The sequence below is a fragment of the Candidatus Palauibacter australiensis genome, from assembly GCA_026705295.1.
In the GTDB taxonomy this organism is placed as follows: domain Bacteria; phylum Gemmatimonadota; class Gemmatimonadetes; order Palauibacterales; family Palauibacteraceae; genus Palauibacter; species Palauibacter australiensis.
In genome coordinates, this window is the sequence record JAPPBA010000038.1 from 1 (window position 1) to 20,787 (window position 20,787).

21 protein-coding genes are annotated in these 20,787 nt (G+C 68.4%); 17 read left to right on the forward strand and 4 right to left on the reverse strand.

Features of this window, described 5'->3' with window-relative positions; all coding sequences use genetic code 11:
- Window positions 1-170: 170 nt before the first annotated feature.
- The gene (locus OXN85_02440) at window positions 171-1,979 is read left to right on the forward strand and encodes a hypothetical protein (GenBank protein ID MCY3598819.1); all 1,809 of its coding nucleotides are present in this window, start codon (window positions 171-173) and stop codon (window positions 1,977-1,979) included.
- Window positions 1,980-2,021: 42 nt separating this feature from the next.
- Here the strand turns inward: OXN85_02440 and OXN85_02445 are convergent, their stop codons facing one another.
- Window positions 2,022-2,396 (reverse strand): hypothetical protein, encoded by a 375-nt coding sequence (locus tag OXN85_02445; protein ID MCY3598820.1) that lies wholly within the window; start codon window positions 2,394-2,396, stop codon window positions 2,022-2,024.
- A gap of 231 nt (window positions 2,397-2,627) precedes the next feature.
- Between OXN85_02445 and OXN85_02450 the strand changes: the two genes are divergently transcribed.
- Complete coding sequence (locus tag OXN85_02450) at window positions 2,628-3,107, forward strand: hypothetical protein (GenBank protein MCY3598821.1); 480 nt, start codon at window positions 2,628-2,630, stop codon at window positions 3,105-3,107.
- 913 nt (window positions 3,108-4,020) lie between these two features.
- Here OXN85_02450 and OXN85_02455 read toward each other — a convergent pair.
- Window positions 4,021-7,623: an Ig-like domain-containing protein gene (locus tag OXN85_02455; protein MCY3598822.1), complete on the reverse strand. Its 3,603-nt coding sequence runs from the start codon at window positions 7,621-7,623 to the stop codon at window positions 4,021-4,023.
- Between the two features lie 301 nt (window positions 7,624-7,924).
- Window positions 7,925-9,151, reverse strand: coding sequence for a tyrosine-type recombinase/integrase (locus tag OXN85_02460; protein ID MCY3598823.1), 1,227 nt, complete (start codon window positions 9,149-9,151; stop codon window positions 7,925-7,927).
- 128 nt (window positions 9,152-9,279) lie between these two features.
- Between OXN85_02460 and OXN85_02465 the strand changes: the two genes are divergently transcribed.
- Genes OXN85_02465 through OXN85_02475 form a run of 3 tightly spaced genes read left to right on the forward strand, consistent with a single transcriptional unit; the run spans window position 9,280 to window position 10,315 of the window.
- Complete coding sequence (locus OXN85_02465; GenBank protein MCY3598824.1) at window positions 9,280-9,642, forward strand: hypothetical protein; 363 nt, start codon at window positions 9,280-9,282, stop codon at window positions 9,640-9,642.
- 55 nt (window positions 9,643-9,697) lie between these two features.
- On the forward strand, window positions 9,698-10,012 hold the full coding sequence (locus OXN85_02470) for a type II toxin-antitoxin system RelE/ParE family toxin (GenBank protein ID MCY3598825.1): 315 nt from the start codon (window positions 9,698-9,700) through the stop codon (window positions 10,010-10,012).
- A gap of 9 nt (window positions 10,013-10,021) precedes the next feature.
- The gene (locus OXN85_02475; protein MCY3598826.1) at window positions 10,022-10,315 is read left to right on the forward strand and encodes a putative addiction module antidote protein; all 294 of its coding nucleotides are present in this window, start codon (window positions 10,022-10,024) and stop codon (window positions 10,313-10,315) included.
- Window positions 10,316-10,346: 31 nt separating this feature from the next.
- Here the strand turns inward: OXN85_02475 and OXN85_02480 are convergent, their stop codons facing one another.
- Window positions 10,347-10,541, reverse strand: a complete 195-nt coding sequence (locus OXN85_02480) for a hypothetical protein (GenBank protein MCY3598827.1) — start codon at window positions 10,539-10,541, stop codon at window positions 10,347-10,349.
- Window positions 10,542-10,775: 234 nt separating this feature from the next.
- Here OXN85_02480 and OXN85_02485 point away from each other — a divergent pair, with 234 nt between their 5' ends.
- From OXN85_02485 to OXN85_02540, 12 genes are all read left to right on the forward strand, one after another.
- Window positions 10,776-11,006, forward strand: coding sequence for a hypothetical protein (locus OXN85_02485; GenBank protein MCY3598828.1), 231 nt, complete (start codon window positions 10,776-10,778; stop codon window positions 11,004-11,006).
- Window positions 11,007-11,172: 166 nt separating this feature from the next.
- Window positions 11,173-11,469: a hypothetical protein gene (locus tag OXN85_02490; GenBank protein MCY3598829.1), complete on the forward strand. Its 297-nt coding sequence runs from the start codon at window positions 11,173-11,175 to the stop codon at window positions 11,467-11,469.
- Window positions 11,469-11,873, forward strand: coding sequence for a CesT family type III secretion system chaperone (locus OXN85_02495; GenBank protein MCY3598830.1), 405 nt, complete (start codon window positions 11,469-11,471; stop codon window positions 11,871-11,873). The genes OXN85_02490 and OXN85_02495 overlap by 1 nt, the downstream gene beginning before the upstream one ends.
- Before the next feature lie 29 nt (window positions 11,874-11,902).
- Window positions 11,903-12,763: a PspA/IM30 family protein gene (locus tag OXN85_02500; protein MCY3598831.1), complete on the forward strand. Its 861-nt coding sequence runs from the start codon at window positions 11,903-11,905 to the stop codon at window positions 12,761-12,763.
- Window positions 12,760-13,908, forward strand: a complete 1,149-nt coding sequence (locus OXN85_02505) for a DUF1611 domain-containing protein (protein MCY3598832.1) — start codon at window positions 12,760-12,762, stop codon at window positions 13,906-13,908. Before OXN85_02500 ends, OXN85_02505 begins: the two co-directional genes overlap by 4 nt.
- 152 nt (window positions 13,909-14,060) lie before the next feature.
- A complete protein-coding gene (locus tag OXN85_02510; protein MCY3598833.1) occupies window positions 14,061-14,573 on the forward strand; it encodes a hypothetical protein in 513 nt (170 codons plus the stop codon).
- Window positions 14,570-15,595, forward strand: a complete 1,026-nt coding sequence (gene trpS / locus OXN85_02515) for a tryptophan--tRNA ligase (GenBank protein ID MCY3598834.1) — start codon at window positions 14,570-14,572, stop codon at window positions 15,593-15,595. Before OXN85_02510 ends, trpS begins: the two co-directional genes overlap by 4 nt.
- 13 nt (window positions 15,596-15,608) lie before the next feature.
- Window positions 15,609-16,655, forward strand: coding sequence for a D-2-hydroxyacid dehydrogenase (locus tag OXN85_02520; GenBank protein MCY3598835.1), 1,047 nt, complete (start codon window positions 15,609-15,611; stop codon window positions 16,653-16,655).
- A gap of 416 nt (window positions 16,656-17,071) precedes the next feature.
- Entirely contained in the window at window positions 17,072-17,272 is a 201-nt protein-coding gene (locus OXN85_02525; GenBank protein ID MCY3598836.1) for a hypothetical protein, read from the forward strand.
- A 71-nt stretch (window positions 17,273-17,343) separates the two neighbouring features.
- Window positions 17,344-18,237 (forward strand): dihydrodipicolinate synthase family protein, encoded by an 894-nt coding sequence (locus OXN85_02530; protein MCY3598837.1) that lies wholly within the window; start codon window positions 17,344-17,346, stop codon window positions 18,235-18,237.
- Between the two features lie 12 nt (window positions 18,238-18,249).
- Window positions 18,250-19,569 (forward strand): adenylosuccinate synthase, encoded by a 1,320-nt coding sequence (locus OXN85_02535; protein ID MCY3598838.1) that lies wholly within the window; start codon window positions 18,250-18,252, stop codon window positions 19,567-19,569.
- Between the two features lie 171 nt (window positions 19,570-19,740).
- Window positions 19,741-20,787 (forward strand): signal recognition particle receptor subunit alpha (locus OXN85_02540; GenBank protein ID MCY3598839.1); only part of this gene is annotated, 1,047 nt, incomplete at its 3' end.

A 20,787-nucleotide genomic window follows, 5' to 3' on the forward strand; every position in this document is an offset into this window, starting at 1 on the left:
GGTGCTTCCTTCCTCTGGTGTATCACTTATTGCAGCACTACACCGGGAAGAATACACGGGATGGCGATGGACGGCAAGGGACGGTAGAGCGCCGTGGAGACCACAGAACACGTTGTCCAATAACGTGTTATGATCTACTTGTTGAACCTTAGCGGACTACACGGGAAGATGTGTGGCGAGTTCCGGCGGAACTCGGCGCTCTCTCCCGGTTGCGCGTGCTGTCGGTCATCGGGAACCGGCTCACCGGCCCGCTGCCGCCGGAACTGGGCGATCTCACCTCGCTCTCGCAGCTCCACCTGACGAACAACCCGGGACTGTCCGGGCCGCTGCCCGAGAGCTTGACGGCTCTGACTCGGCTGCAGGAACTCCTGCTCAACGGCACGGAGCTCTGCGCGAACGCCGAAGCCGGTTTCCAGGCGTGGCTGTCCGGAGTTCAGCTTGCACAGGTGCGGGCGTGCGAGGCGGCGCGCGGCTCGGGAGCGTACCTGACGCAGGCCACACAGTCGTCGGCGTTTCCCGTGCCCCTCGTCGCCGGCGAGGCGGCGCTCCTACGCGTCTTCGTGACGGCCTCGCGCAGCACGAGCGTGGGCCTCCCGCCGATGAGGGCGACGTTCTACCTCGACGGTGCTACGACCTACGTCGCCGACATTGCCGGCTCCGAGGCCCCCATCCCCACCGACGTGGAGGACGCCGAAGGCGCGCTCGAGAAGTCGGCGAACGTCGAGATCCCGGGATCCGTCATACAGCCGGGGTTGGAGTTCGTCGTCGAGGTGGACCCCGCCAACACACTGGACCCCGGACTGGGGGTCGCGCCTCGGATCCCCGAGACGGGCCGTGCAAGGGTCCGCGTGGAAGCCGTGCCCACGCTCGACCTCACCGTGGTTCCTTTCGTGTGGGCCGCGGGTTCCGATCTGTCCATCGTCGACACGGCCGAGGGGATGGCGGCGGATCCGCAGGGACACGAACTGCTGTGGCATACGCGGACGCTCCTCCCGGTCCGGGACCTCGACGTGAAGGCCCACGAGCCCATCCTGACGTCGACCACGGACGTCTACACCCTCTATCTGGAAACCGCCCTGGCCTGGACCCTGGAAGGCAGAAGGGGCAGGTATATGGGCATCATGCCCGAATACGTCATCGGCGGGCAGTCGGGGATCGCGACCATCGGCGGTTTCTACAGCTTCAGCGTGGCCGACCCCTTCGTGATCGGCCATGAAATCGGGCACAATCTGAGTCTCCGCCACGCGCCGTGCGGCGGCGCCGGCGGCCCGGATCCGGCGTTTCCGCAACCGAATGGGACGGTCGGAGACCGAGGATACGATTTCCGCCGGGGCGGGGCCCTCGTAACGCCTAAGGCGGCGGACATCATGTCCTACTGCGGTCCTCCGCACTGGATCAGCGGCTACCAGTTCACGAAGGCCCTGAACTATCGACTCGGGACCGAGAGCGACGCCAGCGCCTCCGTCGTCGCGTCCGCCCGCGCTCCGGCTCCCGCGGCGCCTCCCACGAGGACGCTTCTGCTCTGGGGCGGGGCAGACGCCCAGGGCAAGCCCTTCCTCGAACCCGCCTTCGTGCTGGACGCCCCGCCCTCCGTGCCACCCTCCGCCGGCGAGTACGAACTCACCGGCCGCGCGGAGACCGGGGGCGAGTTGTTCTCGCTGAGCTTCGACATGCAGGAAACGGTAGACGGCGATGGCGAGTCATCCTTCGTCATCGCAATGCCCGCGCCGGCCGAGTGGGTCGGCCGGCTGGCGAGCATCACGCTCTCCGGCCCCGCCGGATCGACCACGCTGGACCGGGCCACGGACCGGCCCATGGCCATTCTGCGCGATCCCGAGAGCGGCCGGGTGCTCGGCATCCTGCGCGGCCCATCGTCGGGCGACCCCGTCCGGGCCGCCGCGTCGGCCGGGCTGGCGGCGGCCGGATCGGACCTCGAAGTCCTCGTGAGCCGCGGCATCCCGGCCGGGCCCCCGCGGTAGCGGCAGGAGGTCCGTACAAGCTCGAGTTACTGCCGACCGGCGCTATTCGGTGCCGGTATCCGTGAGGGGCACGCCGAACACGCGCCCTTCGAGTCTGGCCACGCGGTCGCCCATGGCTACGCGCATCTCGACCACTTCCGAGTGGACGGCGTCGATCCGGTCGCGCAGACCGACGATGTCGGCTTTCACCTCGTCACGCAGACCGGAGATCTCGCCCTTCAGCTCGCTGCGCAGACTGACGATGTCGCCCTTCAGTTCGTCGCGAAGTTCCTTGTGTGCGCTCTCCAACTGGTCGGAGAGCTTGTCGGTCCTCTTTGTGAGATCGTCCTTGAGGTTCCCGATGCCGCGGAGCGCGAGGCCGCCCATGGTCACGCCCACGCCGAGGATCGCCAGCATCACGCTCAGGATTCCGATCACGTCCAACCCTATCGTTTCCCCGCCTTCCACAGGAGGTTCGAGGGGCGATGCGCGCCGTGCGGCCGCGTTCACCCGTCTGCACCGAACCTCGCGGCGACGATCAATGTCGTATCAACGGAACCCGGCCTCAAGTGCCATGGAGGGTCCTGTTTGATGGTCTCTTGAGCGCCGGTTGGACTTTGGTACGGCAGCTCGAATCGCTAGCTTGAGATCATCGCAGGAGGAGCATCCATGCCCAAGCCCAAGGGGCAAGCAAGAGAGTCCGGAGCGAACGCAGCCCGCGGGCGCGTTCACGACCGCCGGTCGCGCACGACCGTGGAGCGGTCGGGGGTCGCCGACGGGATCACGATCACGCGTTGGAGCCTCGCACTCTCCCTTACGGTCGCCCTCACCTTCGTGACGGGGGCCTTCACCCTCGTCTGGGAGCAGACGACGAACCTCGGTGAAACGCAGAAGCAACTCGTCGCCAGCGTCGCCGGCCTGGATGCGCGGACCACCGGCCTCGAGGCGCGGACGACCGGTCTGGAGACGCGCATGATCGGCCTGGAGACGCGCATGACTGGCCTCGAGACACGTGTGGCCGGGCTCGAGTCGGAAGTCCGCGATCTGCGTACGGTGGTGCGCGAAGAGATCGGCGGTCTACGAGACGAGATACGCGGCCTCGCCGACCTCATCCGCCCACGGGAACTGCGCGTCCCGCCGACCCAGTAGACGGGGCCCATCCGTAAGGGACGCCCCGAACACACGCCCTTCGGACACCCCCTCAAGTCTGTCGCGGCCATCGTGCGCAGCGGCCGGATCGGAGCTTGAGATCCTCGTGAGTTCTCGACACGTCGGCCGAGGCCGAAGGCGCGAGATCGAGCCTCCGTCGATTTCCGATGCCTGTCACGCCGTTTTCGCTGCTTGTGCATCGTAACGTATGTTCATAACATGTGTGAAGTTACAGCCGTCACGGCTGTGGGGAGTGTGGCGACGGTCCCTCACCGTTTTGCACCACATTCTCAAATGAGGTAACGGATGTTGGAACCCATTTCCCCCCTTAATTGGGGACTTCCCCACCTCGATTAGGGGGGACGTGCCTCCATACCGCGGTCTGCGAGGACTGCGGACAGCCCACTAGGACGGCCTGGAGGCGGGCTGGTCCTTGAGGCGGGCTTCGGCTTCTTCGGGGGGCGCGCCGCGGGAGCTCCTGCCCGACCGAATCCGTCACATTTCGGCCGCCAGTTGACAGGGGAGCGTCGGAGATGGATATTGAAATATGCCCCCCAAAATTGGGGGACTATGCCCCCTAATAGTTGGGGGTTTTCCCGTCTATGCCGCGGCCCATTAGTTACCTCATTACTTACCACATAGTGAGGCCTGGTGAAGGCCACGCCTGCTCGGCCGACGCGAACCGCTTTACGGCCGGGACCTGGGTTGCCGGATCCCCCGGATCCCTTCTTGACGACCCTCGAGCTGTGCCCCGTGCGCCGGGTGCGCCAAGGCACCGCGGAGGGGAGCGCTTCGACCCGAGACCGCGTCACCGGGTCGTCTCTGTGAGGAGTGCGTTAAAGCAGGAGCGGGCCCCCGCAGAACTTCGCGGGGGCCCGCTTCCGTGAGGCCTCTCGTCAGAGACCGCTAGGGGTTATGTGTCGTCGTTGACGAGTACGATCTCTGCCGTATTGATCGTGTACGCCACGCCGTTCGTCTTGTTGCCGTTGGCAGTCCCTGTGCCTTCGGCCAGCGACGACACCTCCGTAGTGATACCGATCGTGTGATTCACGGTCACTGCCACGTTGTCCGTGGGCGTCAGGTTGAACGACACCGTTCCAGTCGTCTCGCCCGGATCGAGCCTCACGGACAGCCCGGCGGCAGTGATGTCCGTCGTGTACTCGATGTCATCGCCGGTTGCCGACGCGGTAAGCGAGATGGAGTAATTCCTGCTGACGGTCTGCATGGCACCGTTCGCTTCCGTCACAGTGATCGTCACCATCTGCTCGCCGGCATCTTCGGCGATCCTCGGTTTGTCGACGGTGACGGTCACGTCGGGGTCGTCATCGTGCAGAGGGAACGTCACGGCCTCGACACGGATCACGGCGCCCGTCTGCAGCGCAGCCGCGTTACCGCCGCCCACGGCGCCGGCGCTGAGGCGGATCACATCGGCCGGATCTTCAATGACGGCGTCATCCACGGGGACGATATAGACCATGCTGTCCGTCCTCGGGTCGTCCATCTCAAGAACCATATCGACCGAGGTGATGGTGGCGGTCGCGTCCTCGTCGCTGTACCACGTGGCGTCACTGCTGTTGCCGTTGCCGAGGGTCACGCTGAACGTGCGGTCGGCGGCAGCCGTATCCGGCACGCCCGTCATGGCGACGACCGTCAGCGCGAGGGTATCGCCGTCGTTCTCGCCGAACCGGCTCGGCAACCCCATCACGGTCAGCTTGATGTCGTCGTCGTTCACCGTCCCCGCGAGATTCTTCGCCGCGAAGTTGGCGTCGCCGCTGGGCGTGTGCCTCAGGGTGAACATCTCGCTGTCCGTGTCGAAATCATCAACGAGCGTCGTGACCGTCACGGACTGCCCGGCAGGCGCCGTCCCGTCGTCGGTCGGCGCGAACGTCAGCTCGTCCGCGCTGAGAGTCGCATACACGACCCGGTTGCCCTCCACGACCTCAATCGAGACGGTCACGGTGTCGGCCGGGTTATGCGACAGCCCAACCATGTACGAGGCGCCCGTATCTCCGGAGCCCTCGTTCACCTCCAGCATGGTCAGGGCGGCCTCGTCGGCGTCCGTGAAGACGAGTTCGTACACCGTCGGCGGTGGCGCCGCTGTGACCGTCACGTCCCAACTCTGCTGGGCCGTCCCGGTGCCGCCGTCGCTCGCCGTGACGGTGATCGTGGCGTCACCCACCCCTACGGCAGTGACCGTCGCCACCGCGCCCGCCATCGAGACGGTCGCCACGGCGGCGTCGTCCGAACTGGCCGTATAGGTCAGGGCGTCGCCGTTGGCATCGCTGAAGTTGCCGGACACGTCGCGCGTGTCCGTGCCGCCGGTCATCAGGCTCATATCGCTGATCGTGCCCATGGCCACAGGCCCGACAGGCTTGACCCCCGGCCACGTCACGTTGAACGTGCCAACGACCTCTTCGTAGGCATTCGCCATGGCGCCGCCATTGGCGCTACGGGCGTCGTCCTTGGCGCTCAGGAAGAAGCAGTAGTCCGTCGCGCCAATATCGCCGGCCTTCTTGACCGTGAAGACCTCGGAGAACTCGATCCTGTTCGTGCCGTTGTGGAGCCGCCGCACGGGATTGGCGACCTGCGTCGGTGCCAGCGCGGTGTCCGTCGCCACGCAGGAATCGCCGTGATGGATGCTCAGGAAGGCGCGGCGGATCTCCGTCGCGTCAGTCAGCGTTCCCGCTACGGTCACGCTCACCGACGCCGCCTCCGTCAAGCCGAAGTCGCTCGGCACCGCAGACAACGCGAAGGTCGGTTTCGTACCGTCGCGCGTGAACGTGAAGGATGTGAGCGAGTTGTTACCGGCTTCGTCTCGCGCCCACGCGTACACGGTGTGCTGACGTTCACGCCCGAACGCAGCGGTCATATCGCGGTTGATGTCGATCGTGACGGACCCGTCATCGGCGACGGTCGCGTCCGACCTCCAGTAGACGGCGTTCGAGCGAGGGTTGGAACTGCCGGCCAGCACAAGGATGCTGGAATTCACCCCACTGCCGTCCTCGCCGCTGTCGAACCGCGGATCCTCGACCTCGAAGAACAGGGTGGCCCCATCCGGATTCAGCACCAACGCTTCGGAGGGGCGCTCGCGGCTGATGACCGGCGCCGTGCGGTCGACGCCGAAGTCCGTCTTCGTACGGATCCGCGCCACCCTGGAAAGATTGACCGCGTTGCCCAGCCGGTCCGCCAGAGCCTGGACCTCGGCCACGTAGCAGTCGATCCCGCCGCCATCGTTCACGGGGTCTTTGCGCGGATCTTCCTCGGCCAACTGGCTAACGTGCGTCACGTTGTCGAGGCCCTCGAGGGGTGTGAATGCCGTGCTGCCGCGAGTGTCGGCGTTCCCGGGCACGGAGCAGTCGCCCACGGCGATCGCCGAGGTCGAGCCGGACACGTGTCCCACGCCCATATCCGACATTTCCGTGATCCGGAACCGGTTCGCCGGCGAGCCGTCGGAGTAGTACCGCACTTCCGTGCTCTCCCAATTGGCCGGATTGCCCGAGTTGCTGATCGCGATCTCTGAGCTGTTGGTTCGCGCCGGCGCCTTGAAGTCGAAGTACAACGGGCCGCTCATTCCCTGTTCGAACTTGGAAGTCACGTCGAGGCCGTTGGGATCGATGACGCTGCCGCTGAGGATCCAATGCTCGTTTTCGCCGGCCGTGTTCTCGACCGCGAAGTTGAGGCTCGAGCTGACTTCCCAGGTGAACGGAGCCTCATCATCGGCCAATGGGCGACCGTTCTGAGGCGTGTTGCCACGCGCGTAGAAGGCCAGCGCGGGAGGCGCAGAGGTGAGTGGCGCCGCTTCCGGACCCGTCACCTTCGCCTGGATCGCGACCGAACCGGCGGTCGTGCCATCGTACGCGACCGGACACGCGTGGAACGTGTTGACATTGCCCTCCTCGGCGGAGGAACCGCCGTAGAAGGTCAGGCCCCCGGTGTGCGGCCCGAGCTCGAAGCGGCTACCCGGAACGTACGCGATCTGCACGAAACCGGAGTTGTTGAGCGCGATCGGCTGAGAGGCGACTTCGTCGCGACGGTCGCCCGTATCGGTCGTGAGGAAAGCGCCCAACTCGTAGTTGCCGTTGGCGTACTTGGGATCGAGCTGCATCCCCACGCACTCGCCCACGACGTCGTTGGTCACGAGGGCACACTCGATCTCGACCTGCCCCGCGGCGGCGAGCCCGGGACCCACGCTCACGTCGGCGGAGGTGCTGCCGGTGCCGCGGCACAGGGGCGTGACCGTCTCGCCGTTCAGCGTGAGACCGATCTCCGTCCACGTCTCGTCGTTCGACTGCACATCGAGCACCGCGTAAATCGTGCCCGAGATGCCCGACGGATCGCTGATCTGATTCCGCTCGGCGTCCAGCAGCCTCGAGATCACGACCGTGGCCTCCTCCGGCCCCTGCGGAACATCGATGCGGAAGCTCTGGGAGACCGACGCGGATCCGTCGCTCGCGGTGATCGTGATGACGGCGTCGCCGGCCGCGATCGCGCTGATCGTCGCTGTCGAACCCTCCATCGACACCGTCGCCACGGCCTCGTTGGAGCTGGCGCCCGTGTAGGAAAGCTCATCGCCGTCCGGGTCCCTGAAGTGGCCCGCGACGTCGATCGTCGACGTACCGCCGATCTGGAGCCTCGAACCCGGAATCGTACCGACCGCAACGGGGGCCGCGTTCCTGGACGCCGCCTCGACGGTGACGGCGAAGCCCTGGTTGGCCTGGAGGCCAGCCGGGTCGGCCGCCGTTATCGTGACAACAGAATTTACATCATAACTTACTGATTATAAATGAGTTGACGTTTACACATCGGCATGTATTCCCTCATTCCATACCCCGTTTCGTGCGCGGCTCCCGGGCCAGGTAGGCGGCCCAGTCGTTCATGAGGGTGCGCCGGCGCTCGAACAGGTCCGTGCGCCGGTAGGCGGCCTCGACCTTGTTCTGCACGACGTGCGCGAGGGCCGCCTCGACGACCTCGCGGGGATGATCCGTCTCTTCGGCCGCCCAGTCGCGGAAGCTCGATCGGAAGCCGTGCGGCACCGCCGCGATCTCCCGCTTCCTCAGGAGGCGGCGCAGCGTTTTCTCCGACAGGGGCTTCGCGCTGCCGCGGGTGAACACGAACGGACTGTGGCCGTCGAGCTGTCGCGCCCGGTCGAGGATCTTCAGGGCGCGGCGGCCGAGCGGCACGCGATGCTCCCGCTTCGCCTTCATGCGACGGGCCGGCACCGTCCACACCCCTCGGTCGTCGTCGATCTCCTCCCACTCGGCCCACCGCACCTCGCCCCACCGCGCCGCCGTCAGCACCAGGAACTCGAACGCGAGCGCGCCGGCGGCCGGCCGGCGCGATCCCCGCACCGCCTCGATCGCGGCCGCGACCTCCCGGTGCGGCAGGGCCCGCATGTGGCGGATCACCCGGTTTTGGGGGCCGAGCACGGGCCGGAGCCGGTCGCAGGGGTTGCCGCTGCGGAACTCCATCGCCATCGCCCATTCCAGCACCGAGCGGATTCGCTGAAGCACGACCCGGGCGGTGGGCGCCTTCGTGTACCAGATCGGGGAGAGGATCTCGAGCACGTCGGCGCTCGTCACCTCCGAGACCGCCACGTGGCCGATGCGCGGGAAGACGTAGCGGTGGAGGCTCGACATCCAGTCCCTTCGGTGTTTCTCGCTGCGCCAGCCGGCCTGCTTCTGCGCCAGGACGCGTGCGGCCGCTTCGGCGAAGCTGGGCACGTCCCGGGAGCGCCGCCGCTCGGCGAGCGGGTCGCCGCCCTCGCGGGCCAGCTTGCGGTTCCTGCGCGCCTTCTCCCGCGCCTCGGCCAGCGAGACCAGCGCGACGCTTCCGAGTCCGAGGTCGCGCCGCCGCCCGCGGATGACCAGGCGCTGGACCCAGCTCCGGGCCCCGGTGCGCTGCACGAACAGGTACAGCGTGTTGCCGTCGCAGTACCGCCCCGGCGGCGCCGCGCGCACGAACGACGCCGAGAGCGCCTTGTCCGGATGCCGCCCCTTCGGCTTCCCGTTCCGGCGCGAAACGGCAGAAAGTGTCTCGTTTCTCATCCCCTCATAATAGAGCCGCCCCGCCGCCGCCGTCTTCTCTTGATGACCTGTTGATCGCTTCCACGATCTTTTGTGTGACCGTGCCGACACGGCTAACGTTCACAGGGCGGAACAGGGAGAAGACACCATTGGCGACCCGCGGAAACGCACCGGAAGACAGGGCCGCGACCGTGGCCGAGTTGCGAAACGCCGTCGAGACGATCCTCAGCGGCGTGCGAGAGTCCGTCTTGGCCATGCGCGAACGCGCGGCCGACGACCGCGACCACTACGACGACATGTTCAGCGCAGTCCATCGGCGCTTCGACCGCGTCGAGGCACGCCTGGACGAGATCGACCGCCGCCGCCCAACGATCGGTTTCGGCGGCCGCGAGGCCGGTCCGGGTTCCGGAAACCTCGCGAGCATCATCCGCTCGCACTTCGGGCCGAGCAACGGCGTCGATCTGGGGTTGTCGCCACGCGAGCAGGGGCGCGAGCCACCGTCCTTCGATTGACCCCTCGAATCGCCTGCTCCCGAGCCATGGCCGTTCGGCTTGACAAGTGTATCCAATGGGATACAATCCTTCTTCCGTAGAATACACCGTCGTCAAGAGCGGGACGTTTCGCCGATGGCTGAAGAGCCTGCGCGACAGGCGGGCCCTTGCGCGGATCGTCGTTCGCATCGAGCGCGTCGTCGAGGGCAACTTCGGCGACCACCGGTCGGTTGGGGGCGGGGTCGGCGAACTTCGGATCGACGTAGGCGGGGGCTACCGAATCTACTACACGATTCGGAACAACGCCGTGGTCATCCTGTTGTGCGGCGGCGACAAGTCGAGTCAACAAAGGGACATCGAACGCGCCCGGCGAATGGCGGGCGAACTCTAAGGAGGGGGCGTGAGCGGAGAGACCTATACGCCTTGGGACAGCGCCGAGTTTCTCGATGACGACGAAGCGCGCCTCGAATACCTGAAGGCCGCGCTGGCGGAGAACGACCCGGAGTATTTTGCGAAGGCGGTGGGCAACGTCGCCCGCGCCATGGGCATGACCACGGTCGCCCGGGGGGCTCGACTGGGCCGCCCGAGCCTGTACAAGTCGCTATCCGGCGAGCGTGATCCGCGGCTCGGTACGGTAATGAGGGTTCTCGACGCGCTGGGTGTTCGCCTCACCGTCGCGCCCGGATCCGTCTGACGCCAACGGCGGGGCGATTGCTGCCCCGCAACTAGTCGGTGGCGGTGGACACGCGAGCGCCCTCGCGGAGCGCTTCCTCGATGCTGAGGAGACGGTTCTCGACACCCTCGAGCCGCTGCTCCACGCCGCTGATCTCGGCCTCCATTGCGCCCATGCGGCCCCCGAGATGCCAGACGCCGCTGAACCAGAGGGAGAGGAGCGTGACGAGCGACAGGAGCCCGCTCATACCGGCAATCAAGCGATCAGGGTTCTTCATCATGTTTCCGGCTCCACGTTCCTGGACACGGTTCGTACAATGGGTCGATCCGGCACGCCCTGCAATTGTGGCGGCCGGCACCCTTCGGACGACTTCATGATAATGCGGCGGATCAAGGGACTCTCAACGGCGCCACCTTTGGAGCGGAGGCCGGAGGGAACTACGTTTTGGTAACGAGTCGCGATACGAGGAGGGGGGTGCCGGGTGAACTGGGAATCGGTCCTGCCGATGATGACCGTGTTCGCCATGCTGGTGGGCTCGGTCTGGACGATGACGAAACTGTTCGCGCAACCGCTCGAGCGGCACCTGGACCAACTGGACCGGCGCATCGATCGGCTGGAAGGCAGGATGAACGAAGGGTTCGTGCAACTCCGCGAGGACATTCGCGCCCTCGGCACGCCGCCGCCCCCGGAACCGCCCCGCACCACCCGCTGACGCTTCGTCTGCGGGTTACGTGGCGGGGGTTCCGGCGTTATCATGGGCCGCCGCCGGCGGTTCGCGCGACCGTCTGCGGGGAAACTCCGGTGCGGGCCGCCTCGTAGATTCGATTCACCGATGGCGGCCGGTCCCGGGTGCGTATTCGGTTGCGGCAAGGACGGCGATGAGCGTCTTCGTCTTCATCATCATCATCGTGGCGCTCGTCACGTTCGGGGAAGTGGCCCAGAAGTGGTTCGCGGCCCGCCCGTCGCCCACGCCCGTGGAACCGGGCCGGGACGACGACGAGATCGAGCGTCTGCGCGAGCATGTCGCGCTGCTGGCGAACCAGGTGGACCAGTTGACGGAGGAGCAGCGCTTCATGACCCGCCTCCTCGAGGGCGGCGGGCTCGCGGGCGGGGCGCCATCGGATGAGTCTCGCCCGGAAGGGCGACCCGATTCACGACTGCGGGGACCGAACTGATGCTGAACAGAGAGGACATAGAGAGCTTCCTCATCCGCACGGAAGCGGACTACCAGGAACTCGACGAAGGACTGTGGATCGTCCACCCCAACGGTGCGAGCGCGGAGCGGCAGCCGAGGGTCCTGGTGAACTACCAGCCGCCCGTCCTCGTGTGCCGCGCGGACATCCGCGACCTCCCGGTCGACGACGAGGACCAGCTTGCACTCTACCGGAGGCTCCTGGAGCTGAATGCGGTGGACCTCATCCACGGGGCCTACGGCCTCGAGAACGGAGAGGTCATCCTGAGCGACACGCTGGAACTGGAGAACCTCGACTTCTCGGAGTTCCGCGCCACGCTGGAGAGCCTCACCCTCGCGCTGACCTCCCATTGGGACAGCCTCACCGCCGACATATCCACCGACTGAAGAGCAAGCACAGGAAACGAGCATACACCATGGGTGTCCTTGACCGACTTTCCCGGCTGATTCGATCGAACCTCAACGACCTCATCGCTCGGGCCGAGAACCCCGAGAAGATGCTCACCACGATCATCGAGGACATGCGCCGCCAGCTCGCCCAGGCGAAGCAGGAGGTGGCGGTCGCGATCGCCGACGAGCGCAAGCTGCGGGCGCAGTTCGAGGAGTCGCGCTCGACGGCGCAGGAGTGGGAACGGCGGGCGCGGCTCGCGATCCGTGAGGGCCGCGACGACCTCGCGCGCCAGGCGCTCGTGCGCGGGCAGGAGCACGCGGAGCACGCGCGCGAGCTGGAGACGCAGTGGCAGAACCACCGCGCCGAGACCGAGAAGCTCAAGGACTCGCTGCGGCAACTGAACGCGAAGATCGAGGAGGCGAAGCGCAAGAAGAATCTCCTCATCGCGAAGCAGAAGCGCGCGGAGGCCCAGAAGCGCATCCACGACACGATGCAGGGGCTCCACGACAAGAGCGCCTTCCGCGCCTTCGATCAGATGACGGAGAGGATCGAGCAGGCGGAGCGCCAGGCGCTCGCGAGCGCGGAGGTCACCGAGGAACTCACCGGCGACACGCTCCTCAGCGAGTTCAAGGCGCTGGAGGCGGGGGGCGACGCCGCCGTGGAGGACCGGCTGCTGGAGATGAAGGCCTCCATGGGCCTCCTCCCCTCCGCCGAGCCCGAGGAGGTGAAGGCGCTCGGTTCGGGCGAGGACGCGGGGGCCGCGGCGGATGCCGGGGCGGATGCGGATAGCGCCGGCGCCGCGGGTGACGCGGAAGAGATCCCCGAGGCGGAACTCCTCGAGCTGCTGGGCGAGTCCGGCGAGACGGAGCGGGCCGGGAGCGAATGAGCCCGGGCCCGGGGCGGAAGCGGCTTTCCTCCTCCCGGCTCGCGATCCTCGCGGAGGGGGCCTTCGGGGTCGAGACGGCGAAGACCGCCTCGTCCGCGGTGCGCTACCAGCCGGAGCGGGTGAGTTCCGTCATCGACTCCCGCTTCGCCGGCAGCACCGTGGGAGAGACGCTGGGCTTCGGCGGCGACATCCCCATCGTCGCGACCTTCGCCGAGGCGCTCGCGACCGAACCCCGCCCTGAAGCCCTCCTCGTGGGGATCGCGCCCCAGGGAGGGCAACTCCCCGACGCGTGGCGGGCCGTGCTCGTGGCCGCGCTCGAGGAGGGGCTCGATATTATCAGCGGCCTTCACTTCTTCCTCTGCGACGACCCCGAACTGGCGGCGCTCGCGGACCGGCACGGCTGTACGCTGTTCGACCTCCGCAAACCGCCGCCGGACCTGCCGGTGGGCGCGGGCCGGGCCATGGGGACCGACGCGTTCCGGGTGCTCACGGTCGGCACGGACTGCAACACCGGGAAGATGACCGTCTCGCTCGAGCTGCAGCGCGCTCTGCAGGCGCGGGGCGTGCGCGCCGCCTTCGCCGCCACGGGCCAGACGGGCATCCTCATCGCCGGCACGGGCATCGCCGTGGACGCGGTGGTGTCGGACTTCATCTCCGGCGCCGCCGAACGCCTCACGCTCGAGGCGGCGCGGGGAGAGGACGGCGAGGATGGCGAGGATGGCGAGGGGGTCGACATCGTCCTCGTCGAGGGCCAGGGGTCGCTCATGCACCCCGGCTACTCCGGCGTCACGCACGGCCTCCTGCACGGCACGCTGCCGCACGCGATGATCCTCACCTGGATGCCGAGCCGCCCCCGCATCTACGGCGGCAACCACAGTTGGGTCGTGCTCCCGGAACTGGACGAGGTGATCCGCCGCTACGAGGACGCGCTCGCCTGGGCCTGCCCCGAAGTCCCCGGCCGCGTGATCGGCGTCTCCCTCGCCACCTACGACATCTCCGAAGCCGACGCCCGCGCCGCCGTCCGCCACGCCCGCGACGTCACCGGCCTCCCCGCCACCGACCCCATCCGCTTCGGCACCGCCCCCCTCGTCGAAGCCATCCTGACCGCCCAAAAAGCCCACCGGGCGTCCCCAGCCCCCGCCTGACGGCCGAGTCTCCGGCCCCTGGGCCCGAGGTCGTCGTCCGTCGCCGTTGATCGTCCGTTGAGGACCCCCGGGATCATGTGGTTGGCGATGCTGCCGGAAGTTTCCGCGCGGCAAGCCAACGGGTTACGTTCACATCATCCCAGGGATCCTCAATGTCCGAATCGAACACAGACGCCGCGAATTCCCGGACGGCGGTCGGCGAACCCACTGCCGACGCCGGTCGCCGTCCGCGTGCGGCGGCGCACCGCGCGGCGGACGGGATCATGATCACGCGCTGGAACCTGAGCCTTTCGCTCACCCTCGCGCTCGCGGTCGTGGCGGGCGGCTTCTCTATCCTGTGGGAGCGGACGACCGCCCTTCACGCGACGCAACTCGAACTCGTCACGCGGGTGACTCGGGTCGAGGTCCAGGTTGAAGGTCTGCGCGAAGACGTCACGGCTCTACGCGAGGACGTCACGGCTCTCCGCGAGGAACTGCACGAGAGCGTGGCGGCTCTCCGCGAGGAGATGGCAGCTCTCCGCGCGGAGTTTCGTGAGGAGATGGCGGCTCTACGCGCGGAGCTTCGTGAGGAGATGGCGGCTCTACGCGAGGAGCCTGGGGGGGATATTCGGGAACGGGGCGATCTGATCCTCGCGCACGAGACGCTGGAGGTCGGCGCGCAATGACCGACCGGGCCCCGTCGGGGCCGCGCAAGCGCGTCTTCAGCGGGATCCAGCCGACGGGGCACGCGCATCTGGGGAACTATCTCGGGGTGTTTCGGCGCTGGGCGGCGATGGTGGACGAGTACGAGTGCTTCTACTGCATCGTCGACCTGCACGCGATCACCCGCGAGTACGAGCGCGAGGATCTGCTGCGCCGCGTGTTCGATCTCACGGTGTCGCTCGTGGCCTCGGGGATCGACCCGGAACGCTGCACGCTCTTCGCGCAGTCGCACGTGCCCTACCACAGCGAACTCCAGTGGCTGTTCAACACGGTCACCCCGGTGGGCGATCTGGGGCGGATGACGCAGTTCAAGGAGAAGTCGCAGGGCCGGGAGTCGGTGAACGCGGGCCTCCTCAACTACCCGGTGCTGCAGGCGGCCGACATCCTCCTCTACCGGGCGCACTTCGTTCCGGTGGGAGAGGACCAGCGCCAGCACCTCGAGCTGTCGCGGGAGGTCGCGCGGCGCTGGAACGGACGCTTCGGCGACTTCTTCCCGGAACCGGAGACGCTGGTGGGGACGGGGGCTCGCGTCCGCGGGCTCGACGGCGTGGCGAAGATGTCGAAGTCGAAGGACAACACGGTGCGGATGGACGCCGAGCCGGACGAACTGTGGGCGCGGCTGCGCACGGCGGTCACGGACCCGGCGCGGGTGCGGAAGGATGATCCCGGCAACCCGCACGTGTGCAACGTCTTCGCCCTGCACGAGTTCTTCACCGACCCGGCGGATCGCGAGGAGATCGAGATCCTCTGCCAGACGGCGGGGATTGGCTGCGTCGCCTGCAAGCGGCAACTCACGGACAACGTGGCCGAGGACCTCGCGCCGGTGCGCGAACGCGCGGCGGAACTGCGCGCGCACCCGGAGCGGGTGATCGAGATCCTGGCGGCGGGGGCGGAGCGCGCCCGGGCCGAGGCCGCCCGCACGATGGAGGTCGTGCGCGAGCGCATGGGCGTGGGCCCCCGCACGCTGGACGCCGGTCTGCGCTAGCCCAGGAGTCGCCTTGCGCCGCTTCGTGATCTGGATGTACGCGCCGGAGACCCCCCACTGGTCGATGCCGGAATGGTCGTTCGAACGCATCCGCGGCGCGCTGGACCCGGAGTGGGAGATCGAGTCGGTCCGCGTCGCGCTCGAGGCGACGGGGGACGGCGTGCGCGTGACGCCCTCGGAGCTTCTGGAAGCCGTGGCTGACGCGGAGGTCTACTGCGGGTGGGGGATCCGGCGGGACGTTTTCCTCGCCGCCCGCAAGCTGCGCTGGTTCCACTCGGGCGCGGCCGGGGCGCGGAACTCGCTCTTCGAGGAGATGCGGGAGAGCGACGTCATCTTCACGAACTCGGCGGGCATGTACGCGGACTCGCTGGCGGACCACGCCATGGCCGGCATCCTCTATTTCGTCCGCGGCCTGGACCTCGCGGTGCGGGCGCAGCGCGAGCGCAAGTGGGTCCAGTCCGCGCTGAACTCGCCCCCGAGCCCCCTGCACGCCGCACCCGCCGCCGGCGAAGTCGCCGGGGCCTCGCTCGGCATCATCGGCTACGGCGGCATCGGCTCGGCGCTCGGCCGCCGCGCGCACGCCCTCGGCATGCGAGTTCAGGCCATTCGCCGAACCGTGGGCCCGAAGCCCCCCGAGCTCACCCGCCTCGACGCGCCTGACCACCTGCCCGAACTCCTGGAGTCCTCGGACTTCGTCGCCCTCACCGCCCCCGAGACGCCGGAGACGGAGGGCCTCCTCGGCGCCGCGGAACTGGCGCGCATGAAGCCGGGCGCCGTGCTCATCAACCTCGCCCGCGGCACCCTCGTGGATGAGGCCGCCCTCGTCCGGGCGCTCGAGACGGGACACCTGCGCGGCGCCCTGCTGGACGTGTTCAGGATGGAGCCGCTCCCGTCCCACCACCCGCTGTGGGCGCTGGAGAACGTCCTCATCACCCCGCACGTGGGCGGCACTTCGGCCCACTTCTGGGAGCGCGAGACGGACCTCATCGTCCGCAATATCTCCCGCTACCAGCGCGGCGACCCCCTCGAAAACCGGGTGGACAAGACGCGCGGCTACTGATGATGCCTCGGGGCAGACTCGCCATCGGTCGCGCCGCCGCGGTTTCGCCGCTCTTCCTGGCAGCGGTTTCCTGTAGCGGGGACGATCCCGCGGGGCCGTCGCCGGCGGGCAGGCCGGTGCCCGGCCGATGGCCATCCTGCGCGATCCCGGGAATGGACAGGTGCGGGGCATCCTGCGCGGCCTGCCTCCATCCGCGCCGGCCAGACAGGACCTGGCCTCGATGGTGTCCGAACCGGGACTCGAAATACTCTTCAGCCGTGGACTTCCCGAGCCGCGACCCCCCCGCTGACGTTCCCGCGGGAACGCCGATGGATCCTTCCCGTTACCTTGAAGGCGGCCCCCGATGATACCACATTGAGCCCCGTCCGGAACTTGGGTTCGAGACACCGACGAACCCGAGACACGAGGAGACGGTTATGACGGCAGAAGGTTGGACGATCATCGGGACGGGCATCGCGCTCGTCGGCATATTCGCGCCGGTGCTGCTGGGAATCCGTCGTGACCTGACGGCCCTGACGCGGGACATGGCGGACGTGCGTGAACGTCTGGCCCGACTCGAAGGGTTGTTCGAAGGCTTCAGCCGCCGGGACGGCAACGCGCCGAGTCCCTCGGCCTGAGGCGCGAACCCCCGAAGACGTTCCCGCGGGAACGCGCGGGACCCGCTACCGACCCTAACTTCGGAAGTCCCATGAGAGATCTTTCAGGTGTGCATCCGCCCGTGGCCACGCCGTTCGGCGAGGACGGCGAGCTGGCGCTCGACGCGTTCGACAACAACCTGCGCGAGTGGCTCTCGCACCCCATCGCCGGCATCGTGGTGGCCGGTTCCACGGGGGAGGCGCCGCTCCTCGACCGCCGTGAGCTGTGCGCGCTGGTGGAGACGACCGCCGCGCGCATCGGAGACCGCACGCTCACCGTGGGGACGGGGGCGGAGTCCACGCGCGAGGTGATCTCCGTGACCCGCGAGGTGGCCGAGCTCGGCGCGAACGCCGTCCTCGTGCGCTCCGGCTCCTACTACCTGAAGGCGATGCGGCCCGATGTCGTGCGCGACCACTTCCTCGCGGTGGCCGACGCGTCGCCCGTGCCGGTCGTCCTCTACCACATCCCCCAGTTCGTGCCGGTGCACCTGACGCCGGATCTCGTGGGCCGGCTCGTCGAACACCCCAACATCATCGGGATCAAGGACTCCTCGGGCGACCTCCGCAACCTCGGCCAACTCATCGAGGCGTGCGGCCGGAACGCGCAGGTGCTCGTGGGCTCCGGCGCGCTCCTCTACGCCGCGCTCGAGGCCGGGGCGGCCGGCGGCATCCTCGGCGTGGCCGTGATCGCGACGCGCTCCTGCTGCCAGATCTACGACGCCTGGAAGGAAGGCGACCACCGCCGCGCCGGAGCCATGCAGGAACGCGTGGCGCCGCTCCACAAGAGCCTCGTGGCGGAGGGCGGGGTCGCCGCCGTGAAGGCCGCGCTCGACCGGCTCGGCCTCTACGGAGGCGTGCCCCGCAGCCCCCTGCAGCCCGCCGACGCCGCCAAGCTCGCCACGGTCGACGCTGCCCTCGAAGCCGCCGCCCTCGGCGTCTCCGCCTGAAGCGCCGACACAATGTTCAGTGACAGGGTGCGTTGCGTCGTCGTGGTGGGGGCGCAGTGGGGAGACGAGGGGAAGGGGAAGATCGTGGACGTGCTCGCGGAGCAGGCCACGATCGTGGCGCGCTATCAGGGGGGCGCGAACGCGGGGCACACGGTGCGCGTGGGCGAGGGCGCGGACGAGGAGGAGTTCATCCTCCACCTCATCCCTTCCGGGATCCTGAATCCGGAGACGCGCTGCCTCCTCGGAAACGGGGTTGTCGTGGACCCGTGGGTGCTGGCGCGCGAGATGGAGACGCTCCGGGCGCGCGGGATCGATCTCGACGGGCGCCTGGGGCTGAGCCGGCGCGCGCATCTCGTCCTCCCCTATCACCGGCTGCTCGACGCGGCGCAGGAGGACAGCCGGGGCGCGAAGAAGATCGGGACGACGGGGCGGGGCATCGGTCCGGCGTACCGCGACAAGATCTCCCGCACAGGCCTCCGCGTCGGCGATCTGCGCAACGTGGACCGGACGCGCGACATCGTGGCGGGGGCGGCGGTGCGCGCGAACGTCACGCTGGCGGGACTCGGCGACGAGCGGCGGGTGGACGCGGACGAGGTGATGTCGCAACTGGAGACGGTCCGCCCCGCCATGGTGGAGCTGCTGACGGACGCCGGGGACGAGATCCGCGGCGGGCTGGGGTCGGGGGGGCGGGTTCTGCTCGAGGGAGCGCAGGGGGCGCTCCTCGACATCGACCACGGGACGTATCCGTTCGTCACCTCCTCGACGACGACGGCGGGAGGCGCCGCTTCCGGCGTCGGGATCGGGCCCACGCTCATCGACGAAGTGATCGGCGTCGTAAAGGCCTACATCACGCGCGTGGGCGAGGGCCCGCTGCCGACGGAACTCCCGGAGGCGCAGGCCGAACGCCTGCGGCAGCTCGGTGGCGAGTTCGGCGCGACCACCGGCCGCCCCCGCCGCCCCGGCTGGTTCGACGGCAGCGTGGCCCGCTATGCGGCCGGCGTGAACGGCCTCACCGGCCTCGCGGTCACGAAGCTGGACGTGCTCGACACGTTCGAGACGATCCGGCTCTCGACCGGCTACGAGCTCGACGGGGCGCCGACCGCGTCGTTCCCGGACTCCGTCGCGGACCTCGCCCGCGTGCGTCCGGTCTACGAGCGCTGGGCGGGCTGGAACGCGGACACGACGGGGTGCAGGACGTTCGGCGACCTGCCGGATTCCGCGCGCCGCTACCTGGCGAGGATCGAGGAGGTTTGCGCCACCCCCATCCGCTTCGCGGGCGTCGGCGCCGCCCGGCGGGAGACGATCGCGCTGCCCGCGGGGGCCGCGGCCTGAATTCGTTGCCCGGATTCGTTGCTCGGATTCGTTGCTCGGATTCGTTGCCTGACGTCGCGAAAACCCCTAGACTGCGCGGCTCAATACGGATCGGGTGCGGGCGGTTCGGCGCCTTCTCGAGACGCGAATGGAGACCTTCCAATCGCGTTTTTTTGATGCCTGGAATGGTGGATGTTCGAACGCCTGGGTGACCGGCTGGACGGTGCGCTGAAGAAATTGCGCCAGCGCGGCGTCATCACGGAAAAGATGCTGGACGAGGGGCTGCGCGAGGTGCGGCGCGCCCTGCTCGAGGCGGACGTCAACTTCCGGGTCGTGCGCGACTTCCTCGCGAAGGTGAAGGAGCGCGCGCTCGGCGAGGATGTGCTGAAGTCGGTTCGGCCGGGCGATCAGATCGTGAAGATCGTCCACGACGAACTCGTCGCCCTGCTGGGAGAGGCGGCGCCGGAGGAGTCGGAGGCGGCGGTTCCGCCCACGGTGATCATGCTCGTCGGCCTGCAGGGATCGGGGAAAACGACGACGGCGGCGAAGCTGGGGCGGCGTTTGGCGCAGGAGGGGCGGCGGCCGGGGCTCGTGGCGTGCGATCCGTACCGCCCGGCGGCCCCCGAGCAGTTGGAGGCGCTGGCGGCGCGGATCGGGGTCCCGCTCCTGGCGCGGCCGAGCGGCGAGGACATGTCGGAACTCGCCCGCGGCGCGCTGGACGAGGCGAGGCGGGGCGGGGTCACGCACCTGCTCCTCGACATGGCCGGCCGGCTGCAGGCGGATGAGGAGCTGCTGGACGAACTCCGCCGCGTGAAAGCGGCCGTGGAGCCGCAGCAGGTCCTGCTCGTGGCGGACGGGATGACCGGGCAGGAAGCGGTGCGGATCGCCGAGGGATTCCACGGCGCGGTGGGACTTACGGGGATCGTCCTCACGAAGATGGACGGGGACGCCCGCGGAGGCGCGGCGCTCTCGATCTACAGCGTGCTCGGCGTGCCGATCCGATTCGTCGGAACGGGCGAGCGGCCCGAGGACCTCACGGTCTTCGACCCGGAACGCATGGCCGGCCGGATCCTCCAAATGGGGGACATCGTCGGCCTCGTGGAGCGCGCGCAGCAGACGGTCGACCTCGGCGAGACCGAGCGGCTGCAGAAGAAGATGCTGGCGGGGAAGGGGGAGTTCGATCTGGCGGACTTCCTGACCTCGATCCAGCAGATCCAGAAGATGGGACCCCTGAAGGGG

Excerpts from the sequence above, each read along its gene's own strand:
- OXN85_02490 (MCY3598829.1), top strand. The coding sequence starts at position 11,173 with ATGAGCGTCTTCGTCTTCATCATCATCATCGTGGCGCTCGTCACGTTC.
- OXN85_02455 (MCY3598822.1), bottom strand. The coding sequence starts at position 7,623 with ATGGAGGGTTCGACAGCGACGATCAGCGCGATCGCGGCCGGCGACGCC.
- OXN85_02500 (MCY3598831.1), top strand. The coding sequence starts at position 11,903 with ATGGGTGTCCTTGACCGACTTTCCCGGCTGATTCGATCGAACCTCAAC.
- OXN85_02525 (MCY3598836.1), top strand. The coding sequence starts at position 17,072 with ATGACGGCAGAAGGTTGGACGATCATCGGGACGGGCATCGCGCTCGTC.
- OXN85_02460 (MCY3598823.1), bottom strand. The coding sequence starts at position 9,151 with ATGAGAAACGAGACACTTTCTGCCGTTTCGCGCCGGAACGGGAAGCCG.
- OXN85_02510 (MCY3598833.1), top strand. The coding sequence starts at position 14,061 with ATGTCCGAATCGAACACAGACGCCGCGAATTCCCGGACGGCGGTCGGC.
- OXN85_02495 (MCY3598830.1), top strand. The coding sequence starts at position 11,469 with ATGCTGAACAGAGAGGACATAGAGAGCTTCCTCATCCGCACGGAAGCG.
- OXN85_02530 (MCY3598837.1), top strand. The coding sequence starts at position 17,344 with ATGAGAGATCTTTCAGGTGTGCATCCGCCCGTGGCCACGCCGTTCGGC.
- OXN85_02470 (MCY3598825.1), top strand. The coding sequence starts at position 9,698 with ATGGGATACAATCCTTCTTCCGTAGAATACACCGTCGTCAAGAGCGGG.
- OXN85_02450 (MCY3598821.1), top strand. The coding sequence starts at position 2,628 with ATGCCCAAGCCCAAGGGGCAAGCAAGAGAGTCCGGAGCGAACGCAGCC.
- OXN85_02505 (MCY3598832.1), top strand. The coding sequence starts at position 12,760 with ATGAGCCCGGGCCCGGGGCGGAAGCGGCTTTCCTCCTCCCGGCTCGCG.
- trpS (MCY3598834.1), top strand. The coding sequence starts at position 14,570 with ATGACCGACCGGGCCCCGTCGGGGCCGCGCAAGCGCGTCTTCAGCGGG.
- OXN85_02535 (MCY3598838.1), top strand. The coding sequence starts at position 18,250 with ATGTTCAGTGACAGGGTGCGTTGCGTCGTCGTGGTGGGGGCGCAGTGG.
- OXN85_02480 (MCY3598827.1), bottom strand. The coding sequence starts at position 10,541 with ATGAGCGGGCTCCTGTCGCTCGTCACGCTCCTCTCCCTCTGGTTCAGC.